The sequence below is a fragment of the Cohnella nanjingensis genome (assembly GCF_014212125.1).
GTDB classification, from domain to species: Bacteria; Bacillota; Bacilli; order Paenibacillales; family Paenibacillaceae; genus Cohnella; species Cohnella nanjingensis.
Genome location: NZ_JACJVP010000019.1, coordinates 1 through 19,793, shown reverse-complemented (window position 1 = coordinate 19,793; position 19,793 = coordinate 1). Strand labels below are relative to the sequence as shown.

Sequence of the window (19,793 nt, the reverse complement as noted above, 5' to 3'; positions counted from 1 at the left end):
CAACGCTACAGTTTATGCTCCAACTTTTTCCGCAGAAACTCCCGCCCCCGGTGCACCCGGGTCTTGACCGTCGTGACCGGCATGTCGAGCACGTCCGAGATCTCCTGCAGCGACATATCCTGCAGGTAACGCAGCACCATGACGGATTTGTACTTGACCGGGAGCGTCTCGATCGCCTCGTGAATGGTCTGCTGCGTCTCCGACAGCAGCAGCTCGCTCTCCGGCGTGCGGTCGTCGCTCGGCATCATCGCGTAGCCGTCCAGTCCTTCGTGATCCGAGGACTCCGCGTCCAGCGAATAGATCGGCCGGCGCTTGCGCAGCCTGTCGATGCACAGGTTCGTCGCGATCCGATAGATCCACGTGGAGAACTTCTGGTTCTCGTCGTAGCGGTCCAGATGCTTGTACACGCGCAAGAAGCACTCCTGTACGACGTCCTCCGCCTCCTGGCGGTTGTTCATCATCCGGTAAGCGAGATGGAACAGCTTGTCCTTGTATAAATCCACAATCTCCGCGAACGCCCGCTGGTCGCCTTTGCGGGCCAACCTCGCAAGCCGCGTCTCTATTGGCTTCACCGTTCTACTCCTCCGCTTCCCTTAAGCCCCGGCCGGCCTCGGCTCCCGTCGGAACCGCCGTCCCGAACAATCCGAGCAAGAGTCCCCATCCGAACAGCAAGCCCATGCGGTCGATCCCGTCGATATCATGCTCCAGAAGCCCGACGGCCAACACCGTCCCGACGAGGATGGACCGATCGCAGCCCATTCCTGAGCCGCCGGCCATCTTCGTCTGCGAATGCTTTCAAGCAAAATGGTAATCCACGCAAATTGAAAAAGCAAGACAATCGAGAGCGAAGCGCGCAATCGCTCCAGCGCTTGATTGAAGGCACACGACAGGCTGGACAGGAGGCCGTCACTTGCGGCGCTTAACAGGGCGAGCAGGCTGCCCGCCCGATTGCGCGACTTGTTCTCGTCCCCGATTCCGCCCGTTTCGCCAAGACAGGCCCGGGTGAGCACCCGGGCCTGAATGCTTATGCTATACGTTGCCACAAGTCCCCTTCGATCAACCGGTATTCCGCAGGCCCGCCGCGATGCCGTTGATCGTGAGCAGCACCTCGCGAAGCAGCTCGGCGTCGTCTTCTCCGTCCGCCCGCCGTTCGCGCAGCTCCGTCAGCAGTTGAACCTGCAGGTAGCTCAGCGGATCGACGTACGGGTTGCGAAGCCGGATCGATTCCTGGATGACCGGGACGTTGTCGAGAATCTCGTTCTGTCCCGTAATCTGCAGGAGGATCGCCGTCGTGCGGTTGTATTCTTCCTCCACCAGGGTGAAGATCCGCGCATGAATCTCGTCGTCCTTGATCATGTCGGCGTACTTGCCGGCGATCAGCAGATCGGCTTTGGCGAGCGCCATCTGCAGATTGTCGACCAGCGTGGCGAAGAACGAATACTCGCGGTACATGCGGCGCAGCGTCTCGAGCTTCGCCGGATCGCCTCCGACGAACCGCTCGAACGCCGTGCCCGCCGCGTACCAAGCCGGCAGCAGGTAACGGCTCTGCGTCCAGGCGAATACCCAAGGGATCGCGCGGAGGTCTTCGAAGCGCTCGCTGTTCTTCCGCTTGGAAGGACGGGAGCCGATATTCAGCTCGCCGACTTCGGACAGCGGCGTCGACTCCTTGAAGAAGGTCATGAAGCCCGGATCACGGAAGATGAGATCCTGGTACTTGGTCTGCGCCGTCTCGGAGATCTCCGGCAGGATCGCCGCCCACTCCGCGTCGGAGGCTTGCTCCTGAGTCGGCTGCTTCGCCAGGTACGCCGCCTTGACCAGCGCGCTCGTCGCTTGCTCGAGGCTGCGGTAGGCGATGCCCTCCATCGAATAACGGGAGGTCAGCACTTCCCCTTGCTCCGTGATCTTGATGCCGCCGCCGATCGTGTGCGGCGGCTGGGCGAGGATGCTGCGGTTCAGCGGCATGCCGCCGCGTCCGAGCGCGCCGCCGCGTCCGTGGAAGAACTTCAGCTTGACGTCGTATTTCTTCGCCATCGCCGTGATATCGTTCAGCGCGACGCGCAGCTCCCAGTTCGCGGTCACCATGCCGCCGTCCTTGTTGCTGTCGGAGTAGCCGAGCATGATCTCGTGCAGATCGCCCATGGCGCGGACCGTCTCGCGGTAGACCGGCAGCTCGAAGAGCGTCTTCATGATCTCCGGCGCGGCGTGGAGGTCGTCGATCGTCTCGAACAGCGGCACCGACTGGATCGTGCTGACGATCGAGCCGTCCCGTGCCCGGCGGAACAGACCCGCTTCCTTCGCGAAGACCATCACTTCGAGCATATCGCTCGCGCCTTGGGTCATGCTGATCAGATAGCTCGAGATGCAGCCCCGGCCGAATTCCTCCTGCGCCCGGTAGATCGTCCGGTAGACGTCGAGGCACTCCTTGGAGGCATCGGTCAGCTCGGCGTTCTCGTGCAGGAGCGGACGGGTATCGGAGAGCAGCTTGTGCAGCAGATCGATCTTCGCTTCCTCGGAGAGCGCCGCGTAGTTCTCCGTCACGCCCGCCTTCGCGAGCACTTCGGTCATGGCGTTCTCGTGTTCCTTGCTGTGCTGGCGCACGTCAAGCGCGGCGAGGTGGAAGCCGAACAGCTCGACTTGGCGGACGAGCTTCTTCAGGTCCGTATCCGCCACGAAGTCGGCGTAGTGATGGCGCAGGCTGCGGTCGATCAGCGCCAGATCCGCGATGAACTCCTCCACCGCGTGGTAGCGCTGGGACGTTCCCTTCAGCTTGTCGTCGCGCATGTTCTGCAGCTTCTGGATCATATAGGTGAGCTTCACGCGATAAGGCTCGTTGTCGTTCGTCCAACGGTCGACCGACTTCAGCTCGACGCGCTCCCGCTCCTGCTCGATCGAGCGCAGCAGCTCGTCCGACACGCCGACGATCGTCGTGCTGAAGCTCATCTTGCGCATGAGGGCGCGCAGCAAGGTCTCGTACTTGTGGATGACGAGGTTGCGCTGCATGTGCAGCGTCCGCCACGTGATGCTGGCCGTGACCGACGGGTTGCCGTCGCGGTCGCCGCCGATCCAGGAGCCGAACCGAAGATAGGTCGGCACGTGCCATTTCCGTTCGGGGTAGTACTTGCCCAGGCAGCGCTCCAGCTCTTCGTAGACGTCGGGCAGCACGTTGAACAGCGTCTCGTGGAAGAAGTACATGCCGTTGCGCACTTCGTCGATGACGGTCGGCTTGCGGTCCCGCAGCTCGTCGGTCTGCCAGAGGGTCAGCACTTCGTTCAGCAGCTGCTCGCGCAGCTTCTCCCGTTCGCGGTAGGTCAGCGAAGGGTTGTCCAGCTCCATCATGTCGTTGGCGATCCGTTTGTGGATGTCGAGGACGGCGCGTCGCATCGCTTCGGTCGGATGGGCCGTCATGACAAGCTCGAGAGAGATGCCGCTCAGCAGCTCCTGCACCTCTTCGATCGGCAGGTTCTTCTCCTTCAGCTCCTGGATCGCGCTCTCGATGGAGCCCGGCTGGACCGATTCGCCGGCGGACCGCTCGTAATCGCGCTTGCGGCGGATTCGGTGGTTCTGTTCGGCGATGTTCACCAGTTGGAAATAGATGGCGAACGCGCGAATGACCTGATGCCGGATATCCGGTTCCAGGTTGTTGATGGCGCTAACGAATTCCTCGTATAGCTCGGGCACGAACTCGGCGCGCAGCGCCTTGCTGGTCTCCCGGATCTTCTCTACGTGGTCAAGCAGCTCACGGCCGCCTTGATGAACCAATACGTCGCCCAGAATGTTGCCCAGGAATCGCACGTCCCGGCGCAGCAAGTGGTTGGACGAAGTGCGGCTCACCGTCCCCAATTCCGTCATCCTCTTCACCTCAAACTATGGCTTTCAACGCAAAAACACTCTTCTGAATATCATACTACAAACAGCCCCGAAAATCTGCCCCTTTCGACGGGCTTCCTAAATTATGTACCCGCGTTTGGCCGGAGTCTTTACATTGACGCTGCGTCAACGTTTACAATGGAGACGAAGGAGGGATCGGCGTGCAGATCCGCGACGTCGCCGCCAAGCTGGGCATCTCCGCCCGCTCGGTGCGATTCTATGAGCAGAAAGGGCTGATTCGCCCGGAGAAAGACGCGGAGAACGGCTATCGGCGGTTCACGGAGCAGGATCTGTGGCGCCTCCAGACGATCGTCGCCTTGCGCGAAGCCGGCCTGGGGCTGGGGGAGACGGCGGCGGCGCTCGACCGCATCGAGGCCGGGGACGGCGACGAGTTGCTCGGCCTGCTGGAGCTGCAGCGCTCCGCGATGTACGCCCGCTGGCTCGAGTGGAAGCAGCAGATCGAGACGACGGAGCGTCTGATCGGCCTGCTGCGCGACACTGGCTCCCTGGCGGCCTCCGAGCTGACCGCGCTGGCGGCGGGGGCTAGACGGCTGCGGGAGGCGAGGTCGGGCTGGGTCGACCGCTGGGACTTCGACGGGCGCGCCGCGCGGCACGATGCCGAGGTGTCGGCGGCTGCGCAGCCCGAGGCCGCCGGAATGGCGGACGGAGGGCGGACGGACGGGGGAACGCGGCTCAAGGCCGCCGGGATGGCGGACGGAGGCCTGGCGGACGGGGAAGCGCCGTTCCAGGCCGCACGGATGGCGGTCGCAGGCCAGTCGGACGCGACGGCGCGGATTCGTCCGCATTACGAGGAGACGCTGTCGCGCATCGCGGCCCGCATACGGCCGCAGCCGGGCGAGCACGGACTGGACCTCGGCGCGGGGACGGGAAACTTGGCGGGACGCCTGCTCGGCCAAGGGGCACAGATGGCGGCAATGGATCAGTCGCGGGAGATGCTGAAGCGGTGTCGGGCCAAGTATCCCGGCATCGAGACACGGCAAGGCAACTTCGTCTCGGTGCCGTACCCGGACGCGCGGTTCGACTTCGTCGTCTCGAGCTTCGCGTTCCGCCACCTGGACGAGACGCAGCAAGCGCTTGCCCTGTCGGAGCAGCGCCGCGTGTTGAAGCCCGGCGGCCGACTCGTCATCGCCGACCTCATGAACGAACGGGGCCGCCAGACCGCTCCAGGCGAGCCGGTCAGTCTGGCGGCGCTGCGGAAGCGCTTGGCCGCCGACGGCTTCGCGTTCGATGCCGAGCGCGTCGGCGACGGCATCTGGATGATCTATGCGGAGCCGGGCCCGCCCGGAGATTGAAGCCGAACGAAGACGGCGGCGGACGCGCGGTTCGGACGGCGCAGGAGGAAGAGGCGCCCGTGCGCCGCGCGATCGGCCTAGCTGATGAAGAGAACAGGTACATAGAGAGGGGAACCGACATGTCCGACCACGAATCCATTTATCGCCATGAAGCCGAGAAGTATGACAAGCTTATCTCCGCGCAGCCTTCGCTGCGCGAACGCATCAATGCTATCCGCCCGCTCGCGGGCCTGGACGTCATCGATCTGGGGGCGGGCACCGGCCGGTTGACGGTGCCGCTCGCGGTCGCCGTCCGCTCTATCCTCGCCGTCGACGCGGCAGAGGATATGCTGCGGGTCGCCGCGCATCGCCTGCAGGCGGCCGGCAGCCGCAACTGGCGGACCGCCGTCGGCGAACATCGGCGCATCCCGGCGACGGACGACAGCGCCGATCTGCTCGTCTCGGGCTGGAGCGTCTGCTACTCGACGAGCGCGGAGGCCGACCCGACCGGCGGCCAGCTGGCCGCGATCGTCGCGGAGATGCGCAGGGTGCTCCGCCCGTGCGGCACGGCCGTCCTGTTCGAGACGATGGGCACCGGCTTCGAGGAGCCGAATCCGCCGGCCTTCCTGCTCGATTATTACGCCGCGCTCGAGCGCGAGCACGGCTTCGCGCACGACGTCTTCCGCTTGGATTACACCTTCGCGGACGCGGAGGAAGCCGAGCGGCTCACCCGCTTCTTCTTCGGCGACGAGCTGGGCGACCGCACGGCCGAACGCGGATCGCCCGTCGTACCGGAGTACGCGGGCGTCTGGTGGCGGACCTTCGCGTAAAAAAGGCTGGCGGGCCGGCGACCGTCCGTGGATCGCCGCGCCCGCAGTCCTTTGTGTCATTGCCCGCAGTCCTTTGTGTCATCGCCCCGTTGTCCTTCGTGTCATCGCCCCGCAGTCCTTTGTGTCATCGCCCGCAGTCCTTCGGATCGTCGCCCGGCGACCGTCCGGGGATTTTCGTCCCCGCGGTCCTTCGTGTCATCGCCCCTCGATATTGGCAGCCCCTCCTAAGCATTCAGCCGGTGGACGGCCGTGCAGGCCATCACGAAAGCCCCTCCTCCGTGGAGGTCGTTGGCGCTTCGCGGGCGGGTGACATTGTTCTCGTAGTCGCCCGCGGACGTGCCGATGCAGATGTCCGGCAGAGACACCCGCCCCTCCGCGTCCCGCTCCAGCGATCAAGCCGGCATAGCCGCTCATCGTCTATCTCGAGTCCGCGATTCGCTTGAACCAGCTGCAACGGGGCCGCCAGTCGCTGTTCGAAGAGCTGCTGGACCTTCATACCGCGGCCGTGGACGCAAGTCCTCGTCCCGGGCATCCAGGTCTTCAAGGAACGCCAACATGCGCAGTATCACAACATCTCGGAGAAGATCATCGATTGGTTTCAGCGCCATTACGATTCGGATCTGACGCTGGAGGATTGCGCAGCCGCGCTGCATTACAACGCGAACTATCTAAGCGTGTTATTCCGCAAGGAGACCAACTGTTCGTTCAGCGAATACCTCGCCGCCTACCGGTTCAAGATGGCCAAGAAGTGGCTGGCGGAGACGGAGATGCCGGTGAAGGATATCGCGGTTCGGCTGCAGTACAACAATTCGCAGAACTTTATTCGGTCGTTCCGCAAGCAGGAGGGCATGACGTCGGGACAGTACCGCGAAGCGCGGGGAACGGTCAAGCGCGCCTAAGCCGGGTCATAGAACAAGCCAACTTAGGATAGCCATATGACGTGTCTGATCTCTGGAGCTAAGTATGATCAAAACGTCAAAAAACCCTCTTGCCTAGGCAAGAGGGTTGGCTGCGTTTAGATGGAGCGGAAAACGGGGCTCGAACCCGCGACCTTCTCGTTGGCAACGAGATGCTCTACCACTGAGCTATTTCCGCATGGAAAAGTTCAAAAAAAATACCCGTGCAAGGGGCTACTCAAGAATAAGTATGGAGCGGGTGATGGGAATCGAACCCACGCCATCAGCTTGGAAGGCTGAGGTTCTACCATTGAACTACACCCGCATCACACAAAGAAATGGTCGGGACGACACGATTCGAACATGCGACCCCCTGGTCCCAAACCAGGTGCTCTACCAAGCTGAGCTACGTCCCGACGTAAGGTGGTAAAAATGGCGCGCCCTGAGAGATTCGAACTCCCGGCCTTTTGATTCGTAGTCAAACGCTCTATCCAGCTGAGCTAAGGGCGCATATGAAGTTGGAGCGGAAAACGGGGCTCGAACCCGCGACCTTCTCGTTGGCAACGAGATGCTCTACCACTGAGCTATTTCCGCGTATGGATGGTCAGTCCGAGGGCGAATGTTGTTGTTGTCTTCGTTAATGTCCCCTCTCAAAAGCGACTTTTTTATATTAACAAATCCCTTAGAGAATTGCAAGCGATAATTTAAAAAAAGATGAAATTGCCGATCGGACGCGGTCCGAAGCCTGTTCGGGCGCGACCTGCCGACGGACGGCCGGGAACTTCCCGGCTCTCCTTGAACCGCATGCCGTCAATGATACACGCCCTGCGGCGGCCACGGCAGATCGACATGCCAAAAAGCCCGCAGCCCCGCGAGGCGTCGGACCTTGATGGCCGCTGAACGTGCAAGCTTGCTGGCGCTTACAACTTGATTGCAGTCGACAGCAGACCTTGCACGTAATAGCGATTCGTAAACGTGAATAGCAGGATGAGCGGCACCGACGCGACCAGGTAGCCGCCGAACGTCACCGGCATGTTGGACGTGTACTGTCCGGTGAAGCTGATGAGCAGGCCTGCCGCGATCGTAAGCTTCTCGTGGTCGGCGATCGTGATCATCGGCCATAGGTATTCGTTCCAGGCGCCGACAATCTGCATGATCGCCAGCGTCCCCATGATCGGGATGCAGAGCGGCAGCGCGATGCGGTAGTACAGCTTGAAGTCGTGTGCGCCGTCCATCTGGGCCGCCTCGAAATAGTCCTTGGGGATGCTCTCGAAGAAGGATCGCAGCAGGAAAATGCCGAAGATCGGACCGCCAGTGACAAGCGGCAGAATAAGCGCCCAATAGGAGTTGAGCAGGTCGAACGTCTTATATAGCATATAGCCCGGCACAAGCGTGAGCGCCCCCGGAATCATCATGAGGGCCAGGACGAGCATATACAGCCATTCTTTGGCGAAAAACTTCATGCGGGCGAACGTAAAAGCCGACAGCGAGGCGATCAGCAGCATGCCCGCCGTGCCCACGCCCGCTACGAACACCGTGTTGAGCAAATATCGCCAGATGCTGCCGAACGCGCTGGATACGTTGCCGACGCGAAGCGGCAGCGTCGGATACCACCTGGTAGCGGCGAACGCGACGTCCGACTTGAACGCGCCCCACAACGTAAAGCCGAGCGGATACAGCAGCATGGCTAGCAGCGCGACGAGCGCGGCGTTCAGGAACCATTGCGGCAGCCGTCTGTATTGGGTCATGCCTCTTCTCCCCGTTCCATTAATTCGTCTCCGTCTTCATGCCGCGGTACGCGATCAGGCTCAGGACGAAGATCGCGGCGAACATGACCGTGCCGATCGTCGTCGCATAGCCCATTCGGCCGGCGGTAAAGGCTTCGATGTACATGTAGTACGCGGGGACATAAGTGCTATAGCCCGGCCCGCCCGACGTCAGGACGATCTGAATGCCGAAGTCCTGCAAGCCGCCGATGATGCCGAAGATTAGAAAGAAGCGGACTTGGCCCATCAGATGCGGTAGATCGATATGCCAGATACGCCGCAGCAGACCCGCGCCGTCCAGCTCCGAGGACTCGATTACCTCGCTGGAGATGTTCATCAGACCGGCCATGTAGATAAGCACGCTCGTCCCCCCGATCCAAGGGAAGCCCATGAAGACAATGCTCGGAATGATCAGATCGGCACTGCCAAGCCAGTCGATCACCCGGTCTGGCGCGATCAGCCCCGTTCCGCGCAGCAGCGCGACGAGCAGGCCGCTCGTCGGATCGTATATATTTTTCCAGATCAGCAGCCCGACGACACCCGGCGCCACGATCGGCAGCAGCACAAGCACCCGGTACGCCGACTGCAGTCTTTTCTGTCTCACGTTGAAAATCATCTCCGCCGCGATCAGCGGCACGACGATACCGATGATAAGACGCGGCACGAGGATGAGGAACGCCGTCGGGATTGAATCGAGGAACACGCGGTCCCTGAACAGTTCCCTGTAATTGTCCAAGCCGACGTAGACGGCCTTGCCCACACTGTCCCAGTCGAAAAAGGAGTGGTAAATGCCGCTGACCGGCGGGTAATAGCAAAACAGAATCAACCCCAGAAACAGCGGGGACAAAAACAGATAAGCCTTGCGGCTACTCCAGATTTTCGCCAAAAGCGTAGGACCAGATGCCATCGCGTGTCATTCCTTTCTTGCCCGGCGCGACGCTTGCGGTCACTCGCCGAAAATGTCGTCCAGATTGTGATTGCTCTTGGCCGACCGTTCCGGCTGCACGAGCGGCACGGTCACGGTCGTCTTGGCGTTGATCTCGTTGAAGACCGAGTTCGACTCGTCGATGACCTTGATCTGCACGTCTTTGGCCGGCTGCAAATCGGAAGCTTTGTACGGATAGTAGGTGTACAACGCCTCGCCCGCTTCGTCGGTAACGACGCGGCTGGCGGACAGAATGCCTCCGCCCTTGGGCAGCGCGTAGAGCGAATGTCCCTTCGCCGGCTGACCGCTCGCGTCCGTGACCTTGAAGCGCAGCGCCACGGGCGATTGGCCATCCGCCGGCGCCCGCTGCGGGTCCATCGAGAGCAGGGCGATCCGGTACTGCGTGGCACGGTAAGCATCGTAACCGGCGAGCAGGGCGACGATTGCCAGCACAATAGCCGAGATAGTCAGTTTTCTTTTCATGCCGCTCTCCATTCCACGCCGGCCGGGAGCCCGGGGCGGTACGCGGGAGGGCAAGCCGATCGCCTGCCGCCCCGACTCCCGCTGCTTACCAGCCGGTCGTATCGATGTTCATTTTTTTGATATAGTCGTCCGCGCTCTTCTGTTGGATCTCGTTGCTCTTCGCGAAAAACTTGGCGTCGTCCGTCTCCCCCTTCACCCACATCTCGAACTGCTTGTTGAGCGCGATGCCCTGCTCGTCGGTGAAGGCGTTCGGCCAACTGGCCTTGGGCATGATCGGGAACGAGTTGTTCATCCAATCGTCGAGGAGCGGGGGAATCTCCGAGCCCTTGACCGCGCCGAGCGAGGCGCCTTGCTCCAGCACCATCATCGAGATGTTCTCGGGAACGGTCAAATACTTGAGGAAGGCGATCGCCGCTTCCTTCAAATCCGGATTGTCCTTCACGATCGGCTTCAGGATGTTGAGCGACAGGTCCGGATCTGGCTGGTACGGCCCCTTCTCCGTATATTGCACGTCGGCGACGTCGAGCGAGGTCGACTTCGTGATGGGCGGTGCGGGAATGACGCCGTAATTGAACTTGCGCTGCTTGTTGCCGTTCTCCGCCTGGAGCGCCCACAGCCCTTCCTCGCGCATGGCGACCTTGCCGTCGTTCCAGGGCTTCGAGAAGTCGGTGTTCTGCCAGCCTGCAGGCAGCAGCTCCGTATACATGCGCTTGAGCTGCCGGTACATCTCCTGGGCGTAATCGTGCTCCGCTGCGTTGAACAGCCCTGCCTTCGTCGCGCGCAGCGTCTCGAGCGTGTCGACTTGGCCGTCCTTGTCGTAGTCGGTCTTGTCCATAAGCGCCGCCGCAAAAAACGGGCCGACGCTGAATTGCTGATTCCATTGGCCGAGCTCGATCTGCTTGAAGTTACCCCACTGGGCGAAGGGCACGTAGCCCTTTTCCTTCAGAAGCTTGGCGTCCGTGAACATCTCCTCCCAGTCCTTGGGGGGACTGATGCCGAGAGACTCGAATAGATCCTTGTTGTAGTAGTAGCCCGTAGCCGGTCCCGAGTACAGGACGATCGGCACGGCGACCGGCTGCTTGCTGTTATCGACAAGTGAACGGTGCTTCATCAGATAGTCGGGAAACAGGTCGCTCCACTTCGCATTGCCTGACACGTATTCGTCCGGCGTCGACAGTGCATCGCCAAGCGGCTCGTACCAGTCGCGGTCCAGGTAATTGTTGCCCCAGGTAAAAGTGATCGCCGGGGCGGTACCTGCGGAGATCTGGGTCGTCAGCCATTCCGCAATCTCGTTTTGCAGCTTGCCGACCGGCTTCGTGCGCGCCCAGGCGATCTTCACGTTCGGGTGGAGCTTCATGAACGCGTCGGCGATCTTTTGCGTGGACAAGAATACCGTCGGGTTTTCCGCCGTCGGCTCCGTATTGACCGTGGGCATCCACCCATGCAGGTCGACGGTCAGCGTCACGGGACGCCCGCCTGCGATCTCCTTGGGGCCTGCGTCCGTCCCTTCGGGCAAAGCGGTCGCCGATCCGGTCGCCGTCTGCGATGCGGTCGCGATTTGCGATGCCGTCGCCGTCGCATCGGAATTGCCGGCCGCGCCGGAGCAGCCGCTCGCGACGAGCGCAGACGCTGCCAGCATGAGAATCTGGGACTGCCATTTGAACTTAAGCAATGCCGTCACTCTCCTCTATCGGGGTAAAAGCCAATATGCGCTGCATATACAGATCCATGAAAGCTTGATGCTCGACTGCCGTGCATACCCGTACATGCGAATCCGCAGCCGGCCGATGCCAGTTCATGCCGGACAGGCTGATGCTCATCCCCCGCGTATAGGCGCCGCCCGTCTCGATGTCGACCACCCGCCGCTCCGTCCGGACGAGATCCTCCCGATACACGGCAGCCACCGCGAGCGGATCGTGCAGGTAGATGTGCGGAGAAGCCCAATGCTCCCGCATCTTCATGACGAGCTTGGCGGCGGGATCCGAGCTGTCGCGGATCGCCGCTGTTTGCCGTTCGGACAAAAGACACTGGAAGGTGACGTCGAGCCCGACGGCGACGATCGGGACGCCTGCGCTCAGCACGATCTGCGCCGCCTCCGGATCGCACGAAAAGTTGTATTCGGACACGTTCATATCATAGGCGCCGCCCATGACGACGATCTTGGCGATGCGATCCGCGATCTCCGGCTTGACGCGCAGCGCCAGCGCGACGTTGGTAAGCGCGCCGAGCGTGACGAGCGAGATCGGCTGCTCGGCCCCGATTGCGGTCCGCACGATAAATTCGGCCGCCGTCCAACGCGTGTCGACCGGCTCGCTCCGCATCTCTTCCAAGTACTGAACCGGATCCTCTTCCGGATCGACCGGCCTGCCGTAGATTTGCCGGCTGATTAGCGGCAGCGAGGCGCCGGGCACGACGGGAATATCGGATCTGCCCGCCGCCCGCAGCAGCGCGGATACCATTTGTGCGCGCTTGCTCGTTTGTTTATACACGGTTGTGATGCCGGCGATGTCGAGCTCCGGCGATTTTACAGCTAGCCATATCGCGAGCGCATCGTCGATGTCGTCTCCAATATCGGTGTCGATGATGACGCGCTGAGCGCTCCCTGCTATCGTAGACAAGATGATTGCGACCTCCTTTGTTTCTCCGAACGCCGATTCTGGAAGCGCTTCACCATTGTCGCGCGGTCGGCCTTTCCTCGTTGGTACCGGAGCCCTTCGGACGCAGACCTCCCTTTTTCCGTAACGCGCAGCCTCGCGAGAGCCGTTTTCCTGTCCTACCTGAATGTAACACAGCATCGGAGGGCCTTCTATCCGGAAGTGGTTGAACATTATCGAAAAATGGTGATCTTCCCGAGGACGCTGCAGACAAAAATGCCTTTTGCCACTATACTGTTGGTGAGATTGCCGACCGGCCATCATTCATATATGGGGATGTCAGGAGGACGAGCATGTTCGCCGATCAGCTTGAATTCGCCTTCACCTATTATCACAAGCCGCAGACCGAGATTACGGCTCATCACCATAACTGCTACGAGCTCGTGTACTATACGTCCGGCACCGGCTCCACGACGATCGGCGGCACGGAGTATCGCTACGCGCCGAACACCTTCAGTCTTATCACGCCCCGTACCACGCACAACGAAGTCCACGACGAGACGACCGAGCTGCTGTGCATCGGCTTTTCGTTAAATGATAGCGCTTCCGTACAATTTGACAACGGCGTTTATCCGGATCGATCCTCGCTCCTCATGCAGATCGTCAACAAGCTCAAGCGCGAGATCTCGACCCAGCGGCTGCATTACCAGCACAAGCTGGAGCTACTGTTAAACGAGTTCATCATCGAGATTGAACGGACGCGGTCGTCCCGTTCGTTTGCCGATCTGCTGGAGTATATTGAGAACTATATTAACGAGAACTTCCATCAGGAAATCGACCTGCCGTCACTCGCCAAAATCACCGGGTACAGCTACGATCACTTCCGCCATGTATTCAAGGACAAGACGGGAGAATCGCCGCTCAGCTTTATCATCAACAAGCGCGTCGAGCACGCCAAGAAGCTGATGCTGTCCACTGAAATGACGATGTGCGCCATCTCCCTGGACTGCGGCTTCTCGAACAGCTCGCAGTTCGCAAGCACGTTCCGCAAGATGACCGGGCAGACGCCCAGCGCATTCAAACGCAATCACTTCATCCGGTCCTCGACGGAATAAAAGGGATGACGGCCGATCGCCGCCACCCCTTTTGCCTTACGCCAAAGCTTCCTTTTCTACCGCTTCCGCCCTTAACTCTCGAACGTCACGATCAGCGCCTGCCGCTCGCCGATGACAAGCTCTGCCTGCGCGTAGCCATCGCCAGTCATCGCTACGGCGAGCGGCTTCACCTCGCCGCCGTCCGGGTCCCACAGCCGCGCGCGCAAGCCTGCCGCGCGGAACTGCACGGAGAGCGTCTTCGATTCGTCCGCCGTATTGACGAGCAGATACGTCATACCGCCCTCGCCCTTACGCATGGCGCATAAAATATCGGGATCCGCCCGCCCGAGCTTCAAATCGGGCTCTACCAGCGCCTGCAACTGCCCGTCCAGATTCTTCGCCGCGCCGACGCGCAGCACGCTCGGGAACTTGGCCAGCCGGTCGTAGAGACCGTTCGCTTCCTTCAGGCCGCTGTCGGTACGGATATAATCCGGCCCCGCTCCGATCAGCACGAGCGACACGCCCTCCGTCGCGAACTCGGTCAGTTTGGCGGCGAGCGCTTCATCGACTACGGTCGTCTGCGGCACGATCAGCGCCTTGTAACGCAGTCCGCCCCGCGCCGACAACGTCCCGTCCTCGACGCGGCTGTCCGCAATGCCGTCTGCGTCGATGTAATTGTAATCGAGCTGATGCTCGGTGAGTCGCAGCGCCGTCTGCTTGAAGCTGTCGCTGACCGTCACGGCGCGGGCGGCATAATCCGCCGGACTGAGCGACATCGGCGGCAGCGTCTCCGCCCACACGCTCTCGATCGGATAATACACCGCGACCTGCGGTGCCGGCCGACCGGCGTCCATCATGTAGCCGATGCGCCCGATATAGTCGGCGAAGCGCCCGTTCTCCTCGTCGCTCATCCGGTTATACTCGTAATAAGAGTTAAACCGATCGACGCCGAAGGCGAACTGAACGGCGGCCGCCGCGAGACGACCCTTGAAGTCGGCCTTGTCGCTGTCGAAGGCGTCGGAAATCTCGCTCATCACATGTGGCTTGCCTTGTTCCTGCGCCGCCGAGCTGGCGAGCTTGGCCGTCGTCGCCGCCCATTCCTTGGCGAGCTTCGGATGCGCCGTGAGCAGATCGATGCCCGGCAGCTGCATATGCCGGTAGATGTCCAACAGGTTGCCCTCGTAGATGGCCTGGTGGTACATTTCCTCCTCCAGCAGCAGATGGCCCGAGCAGGCGACCCCTGTATCCCCGCAAAACGCCTCGAGCGGCTCGAAGTAGCTCTCCAGGACGAGCTCGGACAGCGTCCGGTAATAATCTCCGCGCACGCGCTGCGCCTCCTTACCCTCACCCGCGACCAGATACGGCAGGACGGGCAGCAGCTCGTAGCCGCGCCGCTTCTGGAACTCTTCGGCCAGCCGGTTGCCCCAGTTCAACGTCTTGAGCAGCGGCACCGCGGGATCCGGCGCGTCGAGGACGCTCGGCTGCCGGGGCGGCGTGCCGATATACGTCCCGGTCAATGCCGGCTCGTCTGTGAAGAAGGCTTCGATTCCTTTGCCGAAATAAGGTCCGAGCCGTTCGAAATACTGCCGATGCGTCACGTCGATAAAAGCTTCTGTCGCGTCCTTTTCCAGCAGATTAATGTAGCGGCGCTGCTCGAACCAGTTGTTGACGGCATGCGTCCCTTCGTAAAACGGCTTTTGAACGAAATAGAATACGACCCAGCGGCCGGAGGCCGGCGCTTGCCACGTCAGGTTTCCTTGTCCGTCGACGGCGGACCGCAGATCGACTGCCGATGCTTCATCGAAGCTTAGCTCCGTGCCCCGATAAGCGGCCGCATACCGGACTTCTCCGTGTCCATAAGGACGCGTGATGACGACCGTATCGCCGGCGGCGGCCTCCTTCGCGACGACGGCCAGCCCCTGCGCCTCTAACTCGGGATGCTCGCCCAGCACCTGACCGCCCGCCGTGCCGCTCGGATACCCTTTTTCGTCGTAAATCCAGACGCGTAGCCCAAGTTTATCGATCGCATAGGCGACGTTTTGCTTCAGAATCTCCCAGTACTCCTCGTTTTTCAGGTAACCGTTGTAGTCGACGTTCGTCACCATGCCGCCGTAGCCCAGATCGCTCAGTTTCTTGATGACGCCGGTATGCAGATGATCGTGAATCATGAGCAGCGGCCGGTACCGGACGTCCGGATCGGCAAACTGCGCTTCGTCGAAGGCGGCCGGCTTCGGCCGCTCGGCACCCGTACCGGATGCCCCCTCAGCGCCCTCGGATGCCGAAGCAGCCATCTCCTCTCCTCCGGACGCCGCCGGGGACGTCGACGCGCCCTTATCCTGCTCTCGTCCTTGTGCCATCCCCTGTTCTTCCGCAGTCTCCACCCTTGTGTCGCTTCCTTTCCCTTGCGCCGTGAAAAAGAGGAAGCAGCCCAGCGCCCCTACCCCGAGCAAGATCGCCGCGCCCGCATTCCTTATGCGTTTGTTCAATTCTCTCTCTCCCCCTTGCGAGTCTCGTCATGGCGGCGATCCTGCCCTCCGGTCATCTGGCATGATCGGCAGTCTCCATTCACGCCGCCTGCTCACTGTTCTTTCTTTTCCAAAACGCTATTGCACGGCGACGCTGTCGACGAACGCCGTATTGTCCCCCGTCGTCGCCCCTTTGAACTTGATGACGTGCGTACCTGCAGTCGCATAGAAGGCGCGTGTCTCAAAAACAGCGAAGGTCTCCGTAGACGGAGAGAACGTGCCGATTTTCCTGTTGTCGAAATAGACATCGAACGTCTGCCGTCCCCCGAAGTTCGTCCGCATCGCCGCCTTGAAACCGACGGTATGCATGCCCGCGCTCAAGGACACGCTTTGCTCGAAGGCCGCGTCATGTTGGATGAACGCCGTCTGCACGCCATCCGGTGCAGATTGCGTACCGAAGTCGGAGCCGTTGCGCTGCACGCCCGTATAATTCGCGAACGTCCAACCGCTTGAGATCGGCCCGTAAGTGTAATTCGCGGTGACCGGAGCTTCAAATCCGGCGTTCGCCACCGTCACTCCGCCCGACGTATTGGTGAGGGAAATCCGGTCGATATTCATCGAGCCGGTATTGGCGAACGGATCCAGACGCAGCTGCTTGATCGTCCCGCTCCAGCCACTGACCGTTCCCAGATCGACCACGTAGTCCGCATAGCTTGTCATGTTTGGCGCAATCGCAAACGTCTTGGACTTCGCTTCCGTGAAGACGGAGTCCGCATCCGTCTTAAAGAACACCTGTGCTTGGGTGGCGTTGGTATTGTTTTTCAGACGAATCTTGAAGTAGCGATTGGAAGAAGACAAGCCTAAGCCCTCGGCCGAGATCATGTAGGGGTCTCCCCCGTCGAGGTCAGCGTCAGGATGCCGTCGGATACGTTTCCCGCCAGCTCGTTCGCCATCACCCATTGCTGGTAGTCTGCCGACGAGGACGCGACGTTGAAGTCCCAGTCTTGCGCGCCGTAAGTGGCGTTGCCCGAATACACGAGCGTGGTCGGCAGCGCATTGAATGTGCCCGCGGACGGCTTGAAGTTGACGAACTGGTTGTTTTGCACCGTTCCCGTAGAATTGCCCAGGATGCGAACCGCGAAGTTTTCATCTGCGACGGCCGGATTTTTGGCGTAGCCTGCGATCGTATTGTTTTCCATGACAAGATTGGTGTTTACGCCCGCATTGTTGAATATAAACACGCCTTCGGCGTCTGTATCGTGAATGTAATAGTTTTTCAGCGTAATATAGTCGTTGGCGCCTTCATAGTCGAAGCCGACACCGTCGTAGTCGGCTGCGTTTCTGCGAATGTCGGCCAGCTCCCCGCCATCGAAGGTCAGGTTGCGGCACACTTGAACGACGATGCCCCCGACGCCGAACGGATTGTACGCCGTGCCGAGCCCGTTTATTCGCAGATTCGAAATCGTCCCGCCGTCGATCCAATGGAAATCGAAGCCCCACATGCCTCCGTTTTCCGTATACAGATTCGACATGACGACGTTTTTGATTTTTGGCGCGTTCACCTCGTGCATGTAGCCGGTGCCGACCCTCCCGAAGAAGTTGGCCGTATCACAGTCGTAAAAGCTCGAATTGGTCAGTGTAAAGCCATCCAGCGCCGTGCGTTTGATGCTGAAGTCCGTTGCGTCCCCCGGCACGCCTCCCGGCCAAGGCTGCAGGCCGCGCACGTCCACGCCGGCGGAGACGTGGTTGTAGGTCTCCGGCGCGCTGTTGTACGTATGGTTCATATGCCGGAATATCATATTGTCGATGAAAATATGGCTCTTGTTGTACACGTCGTTGTACGTCAGCATGATGCCCGTCATCGCGTTTTGCAGCTCCAGCCCTGTGATATTCCAGCCTCCGACGCCGTCCAACGAGATACAGATCGCATCTACGGTGCTCGGCGATATTATCGGCTTGGCTCCCGTTCCGTAGGCGGACAGCACGATCGGCGAGGCAGACGTGCCTTCCCCATGCAGCGTCAGCGTTTGTCCCGTCCACGTATCTCCCGTTTTCAGCAGGATCTGGTCTCCCGGACTGAACGTCACGGAGGACACCTTGTTCAACGTCTTCCAAGACGCCGTCGCGCTCGTGCCGCTGTTGGCGTCGCTCCCCGCGGAATCGCTTACATAATACGTCGCGGCTGCCGCTTCGCCGCTGCGTACGGCGAACAGCAATAGCAGCGCGAAGGCGGCACAGCCCAGTAGGTAGACCGTTTTCTTTCCCATCATCCCAGCTCCTCTTTTCATCGAATGGATGCAAATGGGTCAATCGACTTTAAAAATAGCATGGTATCGCGCCTGCTTCTATCATGATGTGGTCGAACGCTATTCATTTTTGGGTGAGGGAAGCTGCCGCGGCAATGGCGTCGAGTAGGGAAGAGGGGCGCGGGGAAAGCTGAATTCGACGAAGCATGAGGAACCTTTGCGAGGAGATTAGCGGATTCGCTAACAGGGAGTGTATCGTGCAGGAGAAGGCAAAGACGCCGCATCCGCAGGCAGCGGAGCGGCTTCGCGCTTACAAGTCTTTGTGCGTCAATGCCCAGATCGAGGACTGGCTGACGGAAAGCGAGGTCGCTCCAGCCCCTGTGGCAACGATCGCCTGCTCCTTCCTTACGCCTCGCCTAAGGGCAGGCGATCGTTATTAATGCCGTAGATGATAGACCACGCGAACTTTTCATCATGTAACAAACCCCAACGAGCTTGGCTCCCGCTCCGCTCCCATCGCTACAAGATAAAACGGAGAACTCACTTCTCTTCCAATGTTCTATTTTGGAAAAACAAAAAAATCCCTTATATATCAAGGGATTTCATCAATTTTATAAAGTTGGTGCGCGTGGAGGGACTTGAACCCCCACGGTTGCCCGCCAGATCCTAAGTCTGGTGCGTCTGCCAATTCCGCCACACGCGCAGGTGGCAACTGCAAGGTTGCAGCCTCTTGCAGGCAAGAACAAATGGCTGGGGATCTAGGATTCGAACCTAGGAATGACGGAGTCAAAGTCCGTTGCCTTACCGCTTGGCTAATCCCCAGCGGTATGAAAATGGATGGTGGAGGCTGAGGGGATCGAACCCCCGACCCTCTGCTTGTAAGGCAGATGCTCTCCCAGCTGAGCTAAGCCTCCGAAATTGGTGACCCGTAGGGGATTCGAACCCCTGTTACCTCCGTGAAAGGGAGGTGTCTTAACCCCTTGACCAACGGGCCGAGATGAAGATGGAGCTCTCAACCGGGATCGAACCGGTGACCTCATCCTTACCATGGATGCACTCTACCTACTGAGCTATGAGAGCAAACCGATGTATTGAAGCGTTCCAGCCTGGCGACGTCCTACTCTCCCAGGACCCTGCGGTCCAAGTACCATTGGCGCTGGAGGGCTTAACGGCCGTGTTCGAGATGGGTACGCGTGGAACCCCTCCGCCATTATCACCAGACCGGAATGCTTACAGAGCTTGCGCCCTGAAAACCGGATGCGAAACGAAGCTAGAAACATCTTTGCCTGTGGTATGCTGCGGCTTGAGCCTTTACCTTCACCCTAACGGGTGTTG

15 protein-coding genes, 10 tRNA genes, 1 rRNA gene and 1 pseudogene are annotated in these 19,793 nt (G+C 60.5%); 5 read left to right on the top strand and 22 right to left on the bottom strand.

Annotated features, from left to right (window positions below; translation table 11 throughout):
- Nucleotides 1-5: 5 nt before the first annotated feature.
- The 3 genes from sigW to ppc all read right to left on the bottom strand — a co-directional run bounded on the left by sigW (nt 6) and on the right by ppc (nt 3,849).
- Entirely contained in the window at nt 6-563 is a 558-nt protein-coding gene (sigW, locus tag H7C19_RS11235) for an RNA polymerase sigma factor SigW (protein WP_376775351.1), read from the bottom strand.
- A gap of 13 nt (nt 564-576) precedes the next feature.
- Nucleotides 577-759: a hypothetical protein gene (locus H7C19_RS11230; protein WP_185142737.1), complete on the bottom strand. Its 183-nt coding sequence runs from the start codon at nt 757-759 to the stop codon at nt 577-579.
- A gap of 297 nt (nt 760-1,056) precedes the next feature.
- The gene (gene ppc / locus H7C19_RS11225; RefSeq protein ID WP_185142736.1) at nt 1,057-3,849 is read right to left on the bottom strand and encodes a phosphoenolpyruvate carboxylase; all 2,793 of its coding nucleotides are present in this window, start codon (nt 3,847-3,849) and stop codon (nt 1,057-1,059) included.
- Between the two features lie 179 nt (nt 3,850-4,028).
- Between ppc and H7C19_RS11220 the strand changes: the two genes are divergently transcribed.
- The 4 genes and pseudogenes from H7C19_RS11220 (at nt 4,029) to H7C19_RS35455 (ending at nt 6,888) form a co-directional block, all read left to right on the top strand.
- On the top strand, nt 4,029-5,180 hold the full coding sequence (locus H7C19_RS11220; RefSeq protein WP_185142735.1) for a MerR family transcriptional regulator: 1,152 nt from the start codon (nt 4,029-4,031) through the stop codon (nt 5,178-5,180).
- A complete protein-coding gene (locus tag H7C19_RS11215) occupies nt 5,177-5,989 on the top strand; it encodes a class I SAM-dependent methyltransferase (RefSeq protein ID WP_313731560.1) in 813 nt (270 codons plus the stop codon). Before H7C19_RS11220 ends, H7C19_RS11215 begins: the two co-directional genes overlap by 4 nt.
- 494 nt (nt 5,990-6,483) lie before the next feature.
- Nucleotides 6,484-6,654 (top strand): annotated as a pseudogene (locus H7C19_RS35690) (hypothetical protein); the annotation flags it as partial.
- A gap of 9 nt (nt 6,655-6,663) precedes the next feature.
- On the top strand, nt 6,664-6,888 hold the full coding sequence (locus H7C19_RS35455; RefSeq protein ID WP_313731559.1) for a helix-turn-helix transcriptional regulator: 225 nt from the start codon (nt 6,664-6,666) through the stop codon (nt 6,886-6,888).
- Nucleotides 6,889-7,009: 121 nt separating this feature from the next.
- Here the strand turns inward: H7C19_RS35455 and H7C19_RS11205 are convergent.
- The 10 genes from H7C19_RS11205 to H7C19_RS11160 form a co-directional block, all read right to left on the bottom strand.
- Nucleotides 7,010-7,084 (bottom strand) — tRNA-Gly (locus H7C19_RS11205).
- A gap of 52 nt (nt 7,085-7,136) precedes the next feature.
- Nucleotides 7,137-7,210 (bottom strand) — tRNA-Gly (locus H7C19_RS11200).
- Nucleotides 7,211-7,224: 14 nt separating this feature from the next.
- Nucleotides 7,225-7,301 (bottom strand) — tRNA-Pro (locus tag H7C19_RS11195).
- Between the two features lie 17 nt (nt 7,302-7,318).
- A tRNA-Arg gene (locus tag H7C19_RS11190) sits at nt 7,319-7,395 on the bottom strand.
- 9 nt (nt 7,396-7,404) lie between these two features.
- A tRNA-Gly gene (locus H7C19_RS11185) sits at nt 7,405-7,479 on the bottom strand.
- 326 nt (nt 7,480-7,805) lie between these two features.
- A complete protein-coding gene (locus H7C19_RS11180) occupies nt 7,806-8,633 on the bottom strand; it encodes a carbohydrate ABC transporter permease (RefSeq protein WP_185142734.1) in 828 nt (275 codons plus the stop codon).
- A gap of 19 nt (nt 8,634-8,652) precedes the next feature.
- On the bottom strand, nt 8,653-9,537 hold the full coding sequence (locus tag H7C19_RS11175) for a carbohydrate ABC transporter permease (protein WP_221469189.1): 885 nt from the start codon (nt 9,535-9,537) through the stop codon (nt 8,653-8,655).
- Between the two features lie 60 nt (nt 9,538-9,597).
- Nucleotides 9,598-10,029 carry an Ig-like domain-containing protein gene (locus H7C19_RS11170; protein WP_221469188.1) on the bottom strand — a complete coding sequence of 144 codons (432 nt, stop codon included), beginning with the start codon at nt 10,027-10,029 and terminating at the stop codon, nt 9,598-9,600.
- A 115-nt stretch (nt 10,030-10,144) separates the two neighbouring features.
- A complete protein-coding gene (locus H7C19_RS11165) occupies nt 10,145-11,731 on the bottom strand; it encodes an ABC transporter substrate-binding protein (protein WP_185142731.1) in 1,587 nt (528 codons plus the stop codon).
- Nucleotides 11,724-12,677, bottom strand: a complete 954-nt coding sequence (locus H7C19_RS11160; RefSeq protein ID WP_185142730.1) for a nucleoside hydrolase — start codon at nt 12,675-12,677, stop codon at nt 11,724-11,726. The genes H7C19_RS11165 and H7C19_RS11160 overlap by 8 nt, the downstream gene beginning before the upstream one ends.
- Before the next feature lie 329 nt (nt 12,678-13,006).
- Here H7C19_RS11160 and H7C19_RS11155 point away from each other — a divergent pair, with 329 nt between their 5' ends.
- Nucleotides 13,007-13,768 carry a helix-turn-helix transcriptional regulator gene (locus tag H7C19_RS11155; RefSeq protein ID WP_185142729.1) on the top strand — a complete coding sequence of 254 codons (762 nt, stop codon included), beginning with the start codon at nt 13,007-13,009 and terminating at the stop codon, nt 13,766-13,768.
- Nucleotides 13,769-13,839: 71 nt separating this feature from the next.
- Here H7C19_RS11155 and H7C19_RS11150 read toward each other — a convergent pair whose 3' ends face one another.
- From H7C19_RS11150 to rrf, 9 genes are all read right to left on the bottom strand, one after another.
- Nucleotides 13,840-16,233: a glycosyl hydrolase gene (locus tag H7C19_RS11150; RefSeq protein WP_185142728.1), complete on the bottom strand. Its 2,394-nt coding sequence runs from the start codon at nt 16,231-16,233 to the stop codon at nt 13,840-13,842.
- A gap of 117 nt (nt 16,234-16,350) precedes the next feature.
- Entirely contained in the window at nt 16,351-17,094 is a 744-nt protein-coding gene (locus tag H7C19_RS11145; RefSeq protein WP_185142727.1) for a hypothetical protein, read from the bottom strand.
- Entirely contained in the window at nt 17,091-18,479 is a 1,389-nt protein-coding gene (locus tag H7C19_RS11140) for a hypothetical protein (protein WP_185142726.1), read from the bottom strand. The genes H7C19_RS11145 and H7C19_RS11140 overlap by 4 nt, the downstream gene beginning before the upstream one ends.
- 599 nt (nt 18,480-19,078) lie before the next feature.
- Nucleotides 19,079-19,161: transfer RNA gene (locus H7C19_RS11135), tRNA-Leu, on the bottom strand.
- Between the two features lie 44 nt (nt 19,162-19,205).
- A tRNA-Gln gene (locus tag H7C19_RS11130) sits at nt 19,206-19,280 on the bottom strand.
- Between the two features lie 16 nt (nt 19,281-19,296).
- A tRNA-Val gene (locus H7C19_RS11125) sits at nt 19,297-19,372 on the bottom strand.
- Nucleotides 19,373-19,377: 5 nt separating this feature from the next.
- Nucleotides 19,378-19,452 (bottom strand) — tRNA-Glu (locus tag H7C19_RS11120).
- Between the two features lie 10 nt (nt 19,453-19,462).
- Nucleotides 19,463-19,538: transfer RNA gene (locus H7C19_RS11115), tRNA-Thr, on the bottom strand.
- Between the two features lie 24 nt (nt 19,539-19,562).
- Nucleotides 19,563-19,679, bottom strand: a 5S ribosomal RNA gene (rrf, locus tag H7C19_RS11110).
- Between the last annotated feature and the right edge of the window lie 114 nt (nt 19,680-19,793).

Excerpts from the sequence above, each read along its gene's own strand:
- H7C19_RS11230 (WP_185142737.1), bottom strand. The coding sequence starts at position 759 with ATGGGCTGCGATCGGTCCATCCTCGTCGGGACGGTGTTGGCCGTCGGG.
- ppc (WP_185142736.1), bottom strand. The coding sequence starts at position 3,849 with ATGACGGAATTGGGGACGGTGAGCCGCACTTCGTCCAACCACTTGCTG.
- H7C19_RS11180 (WP_185142734.1), bottom strand. The coding sequence starts at position 8,633 with ATGACCCAATACAGACGGCTGCCGCAATGGTTCCTGAACGCCGCGCTC.
- H7C19_RS11155 (WP_185142729.1), top strand. The coding sequence starts at position 13,007 with ATGTTCGCCGATCAGCTTGAATTCGCCTTCACCTATTATCACAAGCCG.
- H7C19_RS11145 (WP_185142727.1), bottom strand. The coding sequence starts at position 17,094 with ATGATCTCGGCCGAGGGCTTAGGCTTGTCTTCTTCCAATCGCTACTTC.
- H7C19_RS11140 (WP_185142726.1), bottom strand. The coding sequence starts at position 18,479 with ATGGGAAAGAAAACGGTCTACCTACTGGGCTGTGCCGCCTTCGCGCTG.